Source organism: Occultella gossypii (assembly GCF_019947135.1).
Classification (GTDB): Bacteria; Actinomycetota; Actinomycetes; order Actinomycetales; family Beutenbergiaceae; genus Occultella; species Occultella gossypii.
Genome location: NZ_JAGSHT010000021.1, coordinates 153,627 through 166,972, shown reverse-complemented (window position 1 = coordinate 166,972; position 13,346 = coordinate 153,627). Strand labels below are relative to the sequence as shown.

General features: G+C 72.1%; 11 protein-coding genes. 6 read left to right on the top strand and 5 right to left on the bottom strand.

Annotation, left to right across the window (positions count from 1 at the left end; translation table 11 throughout):
• Window position 1 precedes the first annotated feature (1 nt).
• A complete protein-coding gene (locus KCQ71_RS21770) occupies window positions 2–934 on the bottom strand; it encodes an LLM class flavin-dependent oxidoreductase (protein ID WP_223410185.1) in 933 nt (310 codons plus the stop codon).
• Window positions 935–1,059: 125 nt separating this feature from the next.
• On the opposite strand from KCQ71_RS21770, the gene KCQ71_RS21765 reads away from it, so the two are divergent.
• The 4 genes from KCQ71_RS21765 (at window position 1,060) to KCQ71_RS21750 (ending at window position 5,916) form a co-directional block, all read left to right on the top strand.
• Window positions 1,060–1,581 (top strand): MarR family winged helix-turn-helix transcriptional regulator, encoded by a 522-nt coding sequence (locus tag KCQ71_RS21765; protein ID WP_223410181.1) that lies wholly within the window; start codon window positions 1,060–1,062, stop codon window positions 1,579–1,581.
• A gap of 26 nt (window positions 1,582–1,607) precedes the next feature.
• A complete protein-coding gene (locus KCQ71_RS21760; protein ID WP_223410178.1) occupies window positions 1,608–1,937 on the top strand; it encodes a hypothetical protein in 330 nt (109 codons plus the stop codon).
• Window positions 1,938–2,131: 194 nt separating this feature from the next.
• Window positions 2,132–3,625 carry an acyltransferase domain-containing protein gene (locus KCQ71_RS21755; RefSeq protein ID WP_223410174.1) on the top strand — a complete coding sequence of 498 codons (1,494 nt, stop codon included), beginning with the start codon at window positions 2,132–2,134 and terminating at the stop codon, window positions 3,623–3,625.
• A 191-nt stretch (window positions 3,626–3,816) separates the two neighbouring features.
• Entirely contained in the window at window positions 3,817–5,916 is a 2,100-nt protein-coding gene (locus tag KCQ71_RS21750) for a S8 family serine peptidase (RefSeq protein WP_223410171.1), read from the top strand.
• A 253-nt stretch (window positions 5,917–6,169) separates the two neighbouring features.
• Here the strand turns inward: KCQ71_RS21750 and KCQ71_RS21745 are convergent, their stop codons facing one another.
• The 4 genes from KCQ71_RS21745 to KCQ71_RS21730 all read right to left on the bottom strand — a co-directional run bounded on the left by KCQ71_RS21745 (window position 6,170) and on the right by KCQ71_RS21730 (window position 9,615).
• A complete protein-coding gene (locus tag KCQ71_RS21745) occupies window positions 6,170–6,544 on the bottom strand; it encodes a YciI family protein (RefSeq protein WP_223410168.1) in 375 nt (124 codons plus the stop codon).
• Between the two features lie 250 nt (window positions 6,545–6,794).
• Window positions 6,795–7,502, bottom strand: a complete 708-nt coding sequence (locus tag KCQ71_RS21740; RefSeq protein WP_223410166.1) for a M50 family metallopeptidase — start codon at window positions 7,500–7,502, stop codon at window positions 6,795–6,797.
• A gap of 358 nt (window positions 7,503–7,860) precedes the next feature.
• Window positions 7,861–8,559 carry a hypothetical protein gene (locus KCQ71_RS21735; RefSeq protein ID WP_223410163.1) on the bottom strand — a complete coding sequence of 233 codons (699 nt, stop codon included), beginning with the start codon at window positions 8,557–8,559 and terminating at the stop codon, window positions 7,861–7,863.
• Window positions 8,560–8,646: 87 nt separating this feature from the next.
• Complete coding sequence (locus tag KCQ71_RS21730; protein WP_223410160.1) at window positions 8,647–9,615, bottom strand: small ribosomal subunit Rsm22 family protein; 969 nt, start codon at window positions 9,613–9,615, stop codon at window positions 8,647–8,649.
• Between the two features lie 138 nt (window positions 9,616–9,753).
• On the opposite strand from KCQ71_RS21730, the gene KCQ71_RS21725 reads away from it, so the two are divergent.
• Together KCQ71_RS21725 and KCQ71_RS21720 are read left to right on the top strand one after the other, a co-directional pair.
• Window positions 9,754–12,327, top strand: a complete 2,574-nt coding sequence (locus KCQ71_RS21725) for a circularly permuted type 2 ATP-grasp protein (protein ID WP_223410157.1) — start codon at window positions 9,754–9,756, stop codon at window positions 12,325–12,327.
• Window positions 12,324–13,337 carry a transglutaminase family protein gene (locus tag KCQ71_RS21720; RefSeq protein WP_223410154.1) on the top strand — a complete coding sequence of 338 codons (1,014 nt, stop codon included), beginning with the start codon at window positions 12,324–12,326 and terminating at the stop codon, window positions 13,335–13,337. The genes KCQ71_RS21725 and KCQ71_RS21720 overlap by 4 nt, the downstream gene beginning before the upstream one ends.
• Window positions 13,338–13,346 lie beyond the last annotated feature (9 nt).

Here is a 13,346-nt window from a genome sequence, read left to right as displayed (position 1 = left end):
GTCAGAGCCCGACGGCGGGGGTCGCGTCGGTCTCGTCGGCGCCACGCTCGGCGCGCACGAGTTCGCGCACGGCGGGAGCGACCTCCTGGCCGAGGATCATCATCGCCTGCGCGTCGTCGCCGGAGAGGATGTAGCTGGAGAAGCCGTACTCGAGGGTGAGGTCGGAGAGCTGCTCGGCCCATTGCTCGGGCGGGCCGGCCAGCAGCCGGTCGCTGCGCTGGGTGGAGAACGCGCCGCCGATGTTCAGCAGCCGGCGCACGTCACCCGGGGTGCGTCCGGCGGCGATCGCGGCCTCGTCGATGGTCGTGTTGGAGGCGGTCAGGTCGCTCAGCTCCTTGATGTAGGCCAGGGAGGGCAGCCAGCCGTCGGCCTTGCGGCCGATCAGACGGAGCATCCGCGGCTTCAAGGCGCCGAGCCAGATCTGGATGTCGTGCGCCGGGGCCGGGCCGCGCTTGGCGCCGTCCACCTGGTAGAACGTCCCGTCCACGACGAGGCGCTCCCGGGTGCTGGTGTCCCAGAGGCCGCGGATGATGTCGATGCCCTCGCTCAGGGCGGTGATGGACTCCCCCGCCGTGCGGCGAGGGCCACCCATGGCCGCGATGGCATCCCAGAACGCGCCGGCGCCGAGGCCCAGCTCGAACCGGCCTCCGGAGAGCAGATCGAGACTGGCGGCGGCCCGCGCGAGCACGGCGGGCGGGCGCAGCGGCAGGTTGATCACGTTGGCGGACAACGAGATCCGCTCGGTCTGCGCGGCCACGTAGCTCAGCAGCGTCCAGGTGTCGAGGAAGCCGGCCTGGTAGGGGTGGTCCTGGAAGGTGGCCAGGTCGAGCCCGGCTGCCTCGGTTGTCTTCGCGAGTTCCACCACCTTCGCCGGCGCGGCGTTCGTGGGGGTGATGAAGGTTCCGAAGGTCAGGTCGTGGCCGTAGTCCGGCATGTGCGCACCTCGTGTGGTCCGGGTCGCCGTGAGCCCTCGGGGACCTCGGCGATATGTGTTGTCTGGCAGATCATATGTCGATCCGATGATTGGATCAACCGCACATCTGGGCGTATCATTCCCACATGGCCACCAACCCCGAACCGACGCACGAGCGGTGCCGCGCCCGCCGTGAGGGGGACTTCGGCTGGCACATCGGCACCCTGCTGCGGGCCTATGAGGCCGCCGTGGCCGAGGTGGTCGCGGACGTTCCGCACGGCTCCCGTGGCTACCAGGTGCTCGACGTCGTGGTCCACGGGGACCAGCCGACCCAGGTCGCCCTGGCCGCGCACCTCGGCATCGACCGGACCGTGATGACCTACCTCATCGACGACCTGGTCGAGGCGGGCCTGGTCCTGCGGGAGCAGAGCCCCACCGACCGCCGGGCTCGGCGGGTCGTGGCCACCGCCACCGGCCGGGCCCTTCTGGCCGAGCTCGAGCGCCGGGTGCGCGCGGCCGAGGACAGCACGATGGAGGCCCTCGCGCCGGACGAGCGCGAGGTGCTGCGCGGCCTGCTGCGCCGGGTGGCGTGCGGGCTCCGGGACATCGACGTCACGGGCGCCGGTGACCCCCCGGTTGAACTCCCCATGGCTGCGGTTCGCTCCTGAGGCGTCCGGCTCCTACGCTCGGTCGAATGGATTACGCGAAGTTCCGTCAGCGCATGGACGAGATCGGCGCCCGCCTCGAGGCACTCGAACTGTCCGAGCAGGCCGGCCCCGAGCAGGAGGCCGAAGCGAAGCAGTTGTGGGGCGAGATCATGTCCCTGGCCAACCAGCACAGCCAGGCCGAGATCGACGCCGCGGCCGCCGCGTTCCAGACCGAGCTGCCCGGCGCGGCGCCCACGGTAGATGGCTCGGACGACGTGAGCCAGGCGACCCTGCCCCCGGAGGAGGCCCACGAGATGCTCCGCCGGGCGGCGCTGCGCACGGCCGGCACCGAGGACCCACCGGCCGCCACCGCCTGAGGCCTCACCCGGGCCGCTCGCCCGGCGAACGTGCGATTCTGCGGCCCATCGGCGCCATCCGCCGCACACTGACACGCTCGCCAGAGACGGCGCCGGCTGAACGTGCGGTTGTTCGGCTCATCGGCACTGTCGGCCGCACGATGACACGCTCGCCGGAAGTCTGGCACCCACGGGCGAGGCCGTACGGTTGCTCCATGCCTGCCGCGTACACCCGCACGCTCGTTCCCCTGACCGCCGCGGACATCGCCGCCCGGCTCGGAGCGCCCGACCTGCCCGAGATCCTGGTCCTGCTCGGCCTGCGTCCCGAGGACCTACCGGAGGCCGAGGCCGCCGTCGCCACGGCGCTCGACGAGCCCGACACCCTCGGCCGGGTCGCCGGGTACGCGAACGCCCTCCGCGATCGCCTCGGCGACATCACGATGGACATCCCCGGCCTGATCTTCCCCCGCGAGCCGGGCACCAGCCGCGGCGGGGACGGTGTCGGCGCCTTCCTCGCCTTCGTGGCAACCGCCGGCGACGTGCGGGAGTTCCACCGCGAGCGCGGCATCTCCGACGCGATCTCGTGGCGCACCCTCGGCGACCTCGGCCAGCAGATGCACGTGCACCGGCTCACGTTCGGCGAGTTCGGGCTGCACACCCAGGACTGGCTGATCGGCCACTGGACCGGCGGCAACTACTGGCTCGGCCGGCTCCAGTACACGCCGCGCCGACGCCCGGGCGGCGAAGGCATCGCCCTGTCCGCTCACATCCCCCGGATCGGCCCGCTCACGCCGTCGGCCGTGGACGCCTCGTTCGCACGGGCCGTCACGTTCTTCGCCCGGCATTTCCCCGACTACCCGGCCGCGACGATCCATTGCGCCAGCTGGCTGCTCGATCCGCAGCTGAGCGAGGTGCTCGCGCCGGGTTCGAACATGGCCTCGTTCCAGCAACGCTGGGAGCTGACGCCGAGCCGGGACACCGCGGACACGGAGGTCATGTTCTTCGTCTTCAACCGTCGCGGCGAGGTGGACCTGGACTCCCTCCCGCAGCACACCTCGCTCGAGCGGGCCGTCGTCGCGCACTTGCGCACGGGCGGGCACTGGTACGCCCGCGAGGGGGAGGTGCCCCTCCCGCGGGCGGCTGGGCCAGGCCTGCCCGACGGCGGTGGTGCGGTCGGGCGCCCGACGTCACCTCCGCCGTCGGGCGGCTCGGACCCTGACTCGCTGCGCCCGGGGCACGACCCCGAGGTCCTCGTCGCCGAGTTCCACCGCGTCTACTCGATGCCGCTCGCCGGCGGCGCACCGGAGGTTGCGCGACCGCGGGTGCCGATGCGCCTGGCCCTGGTCGCGGAAGAGCTCGCCGAACTGGTCCAGGCCGTCTACGGCGACGCGGCCGGCGCCGAGATGGAAGCGGCGTTCGCGCGCGCCGAGGCCCTGGACGACGGCCGCCGGGACACCGTCGCCACCGCCGACGCGCTCGGCGACCTGGTCTACGTGGTCTACGGGATGGCGATCGAGTGCGGCATCCCGCTCGAGCACGTGCTCGCCGAGATCCACCGTTCGAACCTGTCGAAGCTCGGTGCGGACGGCCTGCCGATCCTGCGCGAGGACGGGAAGATCCTGAAGGGTCCCGCCTACACCCCGCCGGACCTGGCGGCGGTGCTCGCCCGGCACGGATGGACCGACCAGACCTCGGGCGACAACCGGTAGGGCCTCGACGCCGCAACTACGCCCGGAGTCCCGTCTCCGGATGGGGAGACGACGGCTGCCTCCGTTCGCCGTGCCAGAGGTGGCGGACAAGCGTATTGTGACCGCCGACGCGGCCGACCGACCGCGCGCACGGGCGACGACGCCCACCCCCTTTCGGCGCCGTCCCAGCCTGTCCTTGTGGAGGTATGCCGATGTTGCGCAAGACCCTAGTCCTGGCATCCGCGATAGCGTTGGCCACACCACTCGCCGCCGTGGCCGCACCGCCGGAGCGTGCTGCGCCGAGCGAATATGCCATCGTCACGCTCGAGTCCGCCCCACTCGCCACCTATGCCGGTGGCGAACCCGGACTCCCGGGTACCCGCCCACAGCGCGGTCGGCTCGACCCGACCAGCCCGGCCTATCGGGCCTACGAGCGTTTCCTCGCGAACGAGCACGCGAACTACCGAACCTTCGTCGCCCAGCGGATCCCGCAGGCCGAGGTGATCGCCGAGTACGACACGGTGCTCAACGGGTTCGCCGTGAGGCTGAACGGCGCGAGCCTGCAGGCGCTGGCGAACGCTCCCGGTGTCGCCGACGTCACTTCGAGCTGGACCTACCGCCCGACGATGAACGCCAGCGTCGACGTGATCAACGCCGTCGACGTGTGGCAGTCGACCCACGGTGAGACCGACGGGGCCGGCATCGACGTGGGCATCATCGACACCGGCATCCGCGAGGACCACCCGTTCTTCGCCTGCAAGGACGAGATCTCGCACAAGGTGTATGCCTCGGGAGTGGCCGGCACCGGCGAGGACATCGTGTTCAACCACGGGACACACGTCGCGGGTACGGTGGCCGGCTGCGTGACCGACCTGAGCGCGGTCGACCCGGGCGGCCCCGTGCAGGGCACCATCAGTGGTGTCGCACCAGGCGCGAACCTCTTCGACTACAACGTGTTCCCGGGCTACGGCGGAGGTTTCGTGGGGCAGGACGGTAGCGCCTTCAGCCACGACATCGTGCGTGCGGTCGAGGACGCCGTCAACGACGGCATGGAGGTCATCAACCTCAGCCTCGGCGGTAGCATCCAGGGTCCGCACGACTCCCTCGCCGAGGCGATCAACGCGGCCGCCGCTGCCGGTGTGGTGGCCGCAGTCGCGGCCGGCAACGAAGGCCCAGGGCCATCGACCGTCGGCTCCCCGGGCAACGCGCTCGGTGCACTCACGGCGGGTGCCACGACGAACCCGCACTACGTGGGAGTGAACGTTGCCGTCGCTGGGGTCGGGGACGTCGGTGCGGCCGTGGGGGACTTCGACCCGTTCGCCGCGAGCCCCGTGACGGACGCGCCGTTCGCCGCCTGGAGCGCTGGTACCGACACGGCCTGCCCCGGCAGCAGTCCCGACGGTGACGTGTCCGGCGCCGTCGTGCTGGTCCAGCGCGGCACCTGTACGTTCGCCGAGAAGGTCGCCTCCGCGGCGGCCGCGGGGGCGATCGGGGTAGTCGTCTACAACAACGTCGGTGGCGACCCGACCGCCATGGGCGGCGAGGGCGAGATCCCGGCCGTGATGGTGAGCCTGGACGACGGCCTGACGGTCAAAGCCGCCCTGCCCTCGACGGTGACCATCGACGGCAGCATGCCGGTCGAGGTGCTCACCGAGAACGCCGACATCCTCGCGGGGTTCAGTTCGCGTGGTCCGGCGCCGTTCACCGAGAACATCAAGCCCGACGTGATGGCACCCGGAGTGAACATCTTCTCCTCAGTGTTCGACGAGGCGACCGGGGACCTCGGATGGGCGATGTTCCAGGGGACGTCCATGGCGACCCCGCACGTGGCGGGCTCGGCGGCCCTGCTTCTCGCGCACGACCCGGGTCTGAGTCCTACGGACGTCAAGTCGCTGCTCGGGAACAACGCCGAGCGTCAGGTCTGGGCCGCCGAGGTCGGCGGGGCGCTCGCAACCGTGATGGAGCGCGGCGGTGGGCGAATCGATCTGACGCGTGCCTTCGCCGCGACCGCGACATTCGACCCGATGTCGCTGAGCTTCGGCATCAGCAATGGCAACGGGCCTGTGGTCGAGACGATCACGGTGTCGGTCCGGAATCTCTCGTCGGTCGCCCGCACCTTCGACATCACCGGCGGTTCTCCGGCGATGACCTTCCCGGCGTCGGTGGACGTTCCTGCCGGCGGGACCGCCACATTCGATGTGACGCTCTCGACCCGGGGGCCCGCGGCCGCAGAGGGTGACCTAGTCCTGACGGGTGGTGATGAGACCTTCCTGCTGCCGTTCTGGTACTCGAACGGCAACCGGGGCAACTGAGCCGCACCGGCGCGTCTCCGCGGGATGCCCGCAGGGACGCGCCGTGCGTGTCGGGTCAGACCTCAGCGATCTCTCACGCACCATGCCGGGCAGGTACGCGGCCTCCTCGGTCCCGAGTGGGGCCCCGCTCAAGGGTGGGCTCTTCGGCAGCGATGCCGGCCGAGCGCACACCGCGATCGAGGACCACGGGACCAGGTTCAACGAGGTCACACGCGAACGCTGGTAGACGTCAGTGTCTCTCTCGAAAGTGAACTCAGCTGCCTGACGGTACCTGGAAGGCCCTGACCTCGATCCGGCCGCCGAGCGCCTTCGATGCGCGCGCGGCCCAGCCAACGGCGGTCTGCTCGTCGGCCACGTCGATGACCCAGAAGCCCCCGAGGTACTCGGGAGCCTCGACGAAGGGGCCGTTGACCGTGCTCAGTGACTCGCCGGTGTTGTCGACGGTGATCGCGCTCGAGGGCGGCATCAGCCCGCCAGCGAAGACGAAGGCGCCGGTCGACGTGAGTTCTTCGAGGATCGCACCGGTGGCAGCCATGGCCGCCTCGAGCTCGGCCGGGTCCATGGTCTCCATGGTCGGCTCCTCGTCGGAGTTGTGCGGAACGGACAGCAGGTATTGGCTCATGCCCATGTGGACCGTCCTGGACGCGGAAACTCATCGGCAGACCGGCGGCGCTGAATGCGGACTTCATGCTCGTGTGCGCCGCCGATCTGTCGCTGGGCGTGAGGATCCTGGCTGACGCGCCGCGCACGAGAGCTTTCGCGATCTGACGAGCCCTTCACCAAGCCCGCTGTCCGCCGCGCACGTGCGTTTCTCCGCCGCTACGGTCATGGCGAGGTGAGCAGGCGAGGACGAAGCCATCCTGGTGTGCGCGATCGCGCTAGCCGCGCAGGGCGAGCACCTCGAGTGCGCACACCCAGGTGGCGGCCGCGCAGACGAGCAGGAAGGTGAAGTTCCAGATCGCCTTCGGCACCCGGGTCAGGGAAGCCAGGACTGCTGGGTCGCTCGATCCGCCGCGTTCGCGAAGCACCGCGCCGACGTGCCGCCACGCCCCGACCACGAGCACCAGACCGGCACCGATGAGGACCTGCTGCTGCAGTGCGTCGGCGCGCCACCACCACAGCGCGCCGGTGCCCGCGATCACGGCGACCATCACCACGGCCGTCAGGAGCGAGCGGACGCGGATGAGTGAGACGATCAGCACGAGCAGCACCGCCGTCAGCACCGGCGCTGCCCAGCCGCGCGCGGCGGCCCAGACCAGGAGGGTCCCGATGATCGCGGGTGCCGGGTAGCCGGCCCAGGTGCTCGCCGCCCGGCCGAAGCCGCGGCTTGGGCCGCGGGTCACGGCGTGCCCGGACATGTCCGCCCGGAGCACGAACCCGGTGAACTGCCGTCCGACGGCGATCCCCACCAGGGCGTGCCCGAGCTCGTGCACGAGGGTCACGCCGAGCCGCGCCACGTTCCATGCCGGCCGGATCACCACCACCGCGAGCGCGACGCCGAGCACGATGTACAGCGACCGCACGTCCAGGGCGACGACGGCCGCCGACGGCAGCACTCGCTGCGTGAGTTCATCCCAGAGATCCACGGGTGCGAGGGTACGGGTGATTGCTGACGGGCGCGCCGAACTCCTCCTCGCCACCGATCGCCCCGGAGCACACATCGCCTGCCGACCGGCAGCAACCGTGCGTCGAGCCATGCGAGACGGCGCACGCCGCTCCGCTGACGCGAAATGTCGATCACCACGTCGGCGACCCGCACTTCACGTCGGGCGAACGCGCACCCCCGTGGTTCGCCTGACGCGAATTGTGGGTCAGGGTCCACGCGACCCGCATCTGGCGTCAGGGGAACGGTCGGACGCGGCCTCTGGTCATGGGAACGGTCGGACGCGGCCTCTGGGATGGCGACCGCCCACCGAAACCTGCCGGGCACGCCGGCATTGCGCCTCAGCCGGCCGCGCTCACCACCGCGTGCCACTGCTGCGGGTTCAGCGAAGCCGGTTCGGTCGTGGCCAGGCCGGCCCGCTGCCGCGCCATCTCGATCACCTCGGCAAGCAGGGTGCGCAGCCGGACGGCCGGGTCCGGGACGCAGGCCTCGGCGATGCCACGCACGGCGACCTCGACGATCACCTGGGCGGAGGACTGGTTCACCGGGCCGGAGCCCATCCGAGCCGCGAACGCGAGACCCCAACGCTTGGCGTCGGCATGGTCGTCCAGCACCTTGGCGGCGGCCCGGGTCAACTCGGTCGTGGCGCGGGTGCGGTAGGCGTCCACCTGGCCGAGGGTGCGCAGCATCCCGACGGCGAGGCCTCGCTGCCGGTCCATCGAGGCCACCGGAAGCGCGTGCATCGCGGCCACCAGGGCGACCTCGTCCTCGAACCCGGGCCCCAGGTCGCGAAGCCCGATCACCGACGGGATCAGCGGCGCGAGCGCGGGCCGGCGGGCGTCCGTGGTGAAGTCGTTGACGAGGCGGGCCAGATGCGCGAGCGACTCGTCGGTGCAGGCCGGTGAGTCGGTCCAGGGCTCGCCGGCGAGGTAGGACGCCAGCTCCATGAAGCAGGCGCCGCGGCGCGGATTGCGGTGTTTTCCCCGGGCGAGCAGCGGCAGCACATCGGGGACCGGATCGGGAACTCGGCTGGCACTCATGTGCCTCACCTCCACGGGGGCGGATGGCATCCATCATCCGCCACTTCCGGCGCTCGTGCCAGTGCTTTCCGGGCGTTCGGGGAGCGATCAGCCCCAGCCCTCGCCCCACTCCACCCGGCGGGCGGCCCGATAGTCGGCACCCTGCTTCTTCGAGACGGTCAGCCCGGCGGCCGTCCCGTCCGCCCGGCACAACTCCAGCAGGACGTGCCCGGGCCGGATCTGCGGGTGCCGCAGCACCCTGGCCGCCGGGCGGGTCACCGGCAGCCGGGTGGCGGCGATGTAGGCGAACTTCTCGTCCTCGTAGTCCCGGCTGCCGCCCTTGGCCGCCCGGTGGGCGACGGTGCGTTCGAGGCGGGCGACGGCGTGGCACCAGTCGTCACCGGTGAGCGGGCACTCCTCGTGGTGCGGGCAGGGCGCGGCGAGCGTCAGGCCGGCCGCGAGCAGCTGCTCGCGCGCGCCCAGGATCCGCCGATACCCGGCCGGCGTGCCCGGCTCCACGATGAGGACCGTCGGCGCGGCCGCCACCAGCTCGGCGACCACGGCTGCGCGAGCGGCCTCGTCCAGCTCCCCCAGGACGAAGCCGCAGACCGCGAGCTCGACGTCCGCTGCGCCGTCGGGCCCGGCCTTGCCGCCGAGGCGGCGCTGGGAGGCGAGCAGCCGTGGGCCGGCGCCGGCGAGCAGGCGTTGCGCCAGGGCGAGGGCGTCCGCGGAGTAATCGACCAGCCGCAGCTCCTCGATGCCGTCGAACGCGTCCGCGACCGCGGCGCTGACGCCGCCGGTGCCGCAGCCCAGGTCGAGTACGCGGCGCGGCTGCAGGTCCGGGACGCTGCGGCGGACCTGCTCGACGGCGGCGCGTGCGGCCGCGTAGGTCGCCGGCATCCTGGTCAGCACGTACGCCGCGGCGCGCAGGCGCGAGTCGATGATCGGCACGGACGCCGCGTGGTCGGCCAGGTAGCGCTCGCTCAGCGACCGGGCCGCGGCGGCGACCTTGGCCGACGGGTGCTCGGCGACCACGCCGTCGATCGCGTCGGAGAGCGGGCTGGGCAGGCGGTACACACGGGCAAGTATGACGTGCAACGACCCCGTGGCGAACGCGTCAATTTCAGGTAAATTCACGGTGCCCAGCAGAGGCGGTCTCTTTACTGTTGGCATAGGATCTCAGGAGTTCCATCCCACGACCGAGGGCTCCGCACCGTGACCGATCTGCTGGCCAGCTACCGCGCCGGTGGTCCCGGGCACGACGAGATGCTGCAGTCCAGCGGCGCCGCCCGGGCCGCGTGGGACCAGCTCGCGGACCTCGCCGGGGTCGGGTCCTGGGAGCAGCTGGCCGGCCGCAGCGCGGACGTGCGCTCGCTCCTGGAGGACCACGGCGTCCGCTACGGCGCGGCCCCGCAGGACAAGCCCTGGCTGCTCGACCCGCTGCCGGTGCTGATCGACGAGGTGGAGTGGGTCCGGCTCGAGGCGGCGCTGCGCCAGCGCGCACAACTGCTGGACGCGATCCTGACCGACCTGTACTCCGAGCGCCGGCTGCTCAGTTCCGGTGCGATCCCGGCGGAGATCGTGCTGGCCCATTCCGGCTTCCTGCGCGCCGTGGACGGCATCACGATCCCGGGGCCACACCAGCTGTTCCTGCACGCTGCGGACCTGGCCCGCAACGCCGACGGCTCCTGGCTGGCCCTCGCCGACCGTACCCAGGCGCCGAACGGGCCCGGGTACGCGATGGAGAACCGGCGGGTCATCGCGCAGGTGCTGGCCGGGCTGTACCGGCAGGCCAGGATCCGCCGGCTCGGGCCGTTCTACCACGCGATGCGGCTGGCTCTGCATGACGTGGCGCCACCCTCGGCCGGGGACGCGCCGCGGGTCGCGCTGCTCACGCCCGGGCCGCACGCGCGGACCACCTTCGACCAGGGCTACCTGGCCACCATGCTCGGCTACCCGATGGTCGAGGGCGAGGACCTGGTGGTCTCCGACGGACGGCTCTGGCTGCGGTCCCTCGATGAGCCGGAGCCGGTGGACGTGCTGATCCGGCGGGTCGACGGCAACTACTGCGACCCGCTGGACCTGCGCGGCGACTCCCGGCTCGGGGTGCCGGGACTGGTGCATGCGGCGCGCTCCGGCGCGGTCACCGTGGTCAACACGTTCGGCAGCGGCGTCCTCGAGAACCCGGCGCTGCTCACCTATCTGCCCCGGCTGTGCCGGGACCTGCTCGGCACCGACCTCCTGCTCGGCTCGGCGGTCACCTACTGGTGCGGCGAGCGCAGCATGTGCTCACACGTGATCGCGAACCTGGACCGGCTCGTGCTCAAGGCGACCGAGGCCGGCGGGCCCGAGTACAACGGCTGGGAGCTGACCGTGGGCGAGCGCGCGGACCTGGCCGTGCGGATCTCCGCCGAGCCGCACCGGTGGGTCGGCCAGGAACCGGTGGACGCCTCGACCACACCGTCGGTGGGCGCGGGCACCCTCGAGCCCCGCTCCACGGTGCTGCGCACGTTCGCGGTGGCCCGGCCCAGCGGCTACCACGTGATGTCCGGCGCACTGGCCCGGGTGACCCCGGAGGACGCCCAGACCGTCGCCCACGTGCCGCTCGGGGCCGTGGCGAAGGATGTCTGGATCCTGTCCGCCGAACCGCAGCCGATCACCGACACCTGGCTGCGGGACGGCACCTCGGACGCGCCCCGGCGGGCAGACGCGAGCTCGATCTCCGCGGGCGCCGCGGAGGACCTGTACTGGTTCGGCCGGTACGCCGAGCGGACCGAGGCCACGATCCGCCTGATCCGAGCGGTCACGGACCGCTGGGACGACTACCACCTCGCCCCCGCGAGCACTGGCGGGCAGGCGCTCACGGTGCTGACCGCCGCGCTCGAACAGGTCGCCACGAGCGGGAGCCTGTCCGAGCTCGTGATCGACGGCACCCGGCCCGGGACCGTGGCGTACGCCGTCGACGCGATGACCCGGTCCGCGACCGCCGTGCGCGACCAGCTGGCCGCGGACACCTGGATCGCGATGGGGTCGATCGAGCGGGCTCTGAACCGCGAGCGCGCCCGCCGCTCCCAGCTCGGCGAGCCCGACAGCGGTCTCGGCCCCGTGCTCACCCGAGCCCTCGAGGGGTCGCTTGCCCTGGCCGGCATCGGCGCGGAGTCGATGGTGCACGACGTGGGCTGGACCCTGATGGACATCGGGCGCCGGGTCGAGCGGGCGCAGCACCTGGTCCGCACGCTGCTCGCAGCGGTCACCGCACACCGGGAGCCTGCGGTCGACTCGCTCGTGCTGGAATCCCTGCTCATCGCGAACGAGTCCGTGATCACCTACCGGCGGCGGTGGCAGACGCACGCGCGCCTGGACACGTTCTGCGAGCTGTTGCTGCTGGACGAGAAGAACCCCCGCTCGCTCGCCTACCAGGTCACCCGGATCGGTGCCGGGTTCGCGACGCTGCCCGCGCCGGCGGCGCGCGTCCAGGCCAGGGACCGGCTGCTCGCGGACCTGGTCGACCTGCTCGCCGAGCTCGACCCGGCGAGCGCCGTCCAGCCCGACGGGACCGGCGCCAGACCCCGGCTCGCCGAGGCGCTGGAGTCCCTGCGCTGGCGCCTGGAGGAGCTCGGCGCCGAGATCGCGAAGGCCCACTTCAGCCGGCCGATGCCGGCCGAGTGGCTCGACGCGGCGGGCACCTGGGTACCGCGAGCCGACGAGGTCGGCTTACCGGACGCCGTCGGGCAGGACACAAGGGCGCCCGACGGCGGAGGTTCCGCCGCGTCCGGGAGCCGGCCATGAGCCGCACTCACCAGGGCGAGTTTCACTACCGGCTCACCCACACGACCACCTACACCTACCCGGACGAGGTCACCTCCTCCTACGGACGGGCGTTGCTGCTGCCGCGTCGCGGCGGCGGACAGCAGGTGCACGCGAGCGGGCTCGCGGTCGAACCCGGCGCGGACCTGATCGCCGAGCACAAGGACTGGGGCGGCAACCGCTCCACCTACTTCCACGTCACCGCGCCGCACCGGCAGCTGCGTGTCACCGGCCACTCGGTCATCTCGACCGGGCGCCGCCGAGCGGATCCGGCCCGGCTGCCCCAGGTGCCGTGGGAGCAGGTCGCCCAACTGGTGCGGACGCTGCGACCGGTGGCTCCCGGGGATCCTATGGGCGGACCGGGCGCGGCGGTCTCGATCGCCGAGTCCCGGCTGGCCTCGCCGATGGTCGAGCTGAGCGAGGAGGTGCGCGAGTACGCGCTGCCGTCGTTCGAGCCGAGCCGCCCGGTCGCGGAGGTGGTGGCCGAGCTCGCCACCCGGATCCACACCGACTTCACCTACCGGCCCGGCGCGACGTCGGTGTCCACCACGCTGCCGGAGGTACTCGCCGGGCGGGCCGGGGTCTGCCAGGACTTCGCGCACCTGCTCATCGGCTGCGTGCGGTCGATGGGCCTGGCGGCGCGGTACGTGTCCGGTTACCTGGAGACGATGCCGCCTCCCGGACGGGAGAAGCTGCGCGGGGTGGACGCCTCGCACGCGTGGGCGTCGGTGTGGCTGCCCGGCGGTGGCTGGCTGAACATCGACCCCACGAACGACCAGTTCATCGACGGCCGCTACGTGGTGCTCGGCTGGGGCCGGGACTACCGCGACGTCTCCCCATTGCGCGGCATCGTGTTCACGCCCGGGTCCGGGTCGAAGCTCGAGGTGGGCGTGGACCTGTGGCCGGTCGAGAAGGCGGACCTGGCCGAGCAGGTCGCCGAGGTCGAGTCGCTGGTCGCGCCGGTGACGCAACTGACCCCCGCCGTCCGCTGACCCGGGCCG

Coding starts and splice junctions, on each gene's coding strand:
- KCQ71_RS21770 (WP_223410185.1), bottom strand. CDS start 934: ATGCCGGACTACGGCCACGACCTGACCTTCGGAACCTTCATCACCCCC.
- KCQ71_RS21765 (WP_223410181.1), top strand. CDS start 1,060: ATGGCCACCAACCCCGAACCGACGCACGAGCGGTGCCGCGCCCGCCGT.
- KCQ71_RS21760 (WP_223410178.1), top strand. CDS start 1,608: ATGGATTACGCGAAGTTCCGTCAGCGCATGGACGAGATCGGCGCCCGC.
- KCQ71_RS21755 (WP_223410174.1), top strand. CDS start 2,132: ATGCCTGCCGCGTACACCCGCACGCTCGTTCCCCTGACCGCCGCGGAC.
- KCQ71_RS21750 (WP_223410171.1), top strand. CDS start 3,817: ATGTTGCGCAAGACCCTAGTCCTGGCATCCGCGATAGCGTTGGCCACA.
- KCQ71_RS21745 (WP_223410168.1), bottom strand. CDS start 6,544: ATGGGCATGAGCCAATACCTGCTGTCCGTTCCGCACAACTCCGACGAG.
- KCQ71_RS21735 (WP_223410163.1), bottom strand. CDS start 8,559: ATGAGTGCCAGCCGAGTTCCCGATCCGGTCCCCGATGTGCTGCCGCTG.
- KCQ71_RS21720 (WP_223410154.1), top strand. CDS start 12,324: ATGAGCCGCACTCACCAGGGCGAGTTTCACTACCGGCTCACCCACACG.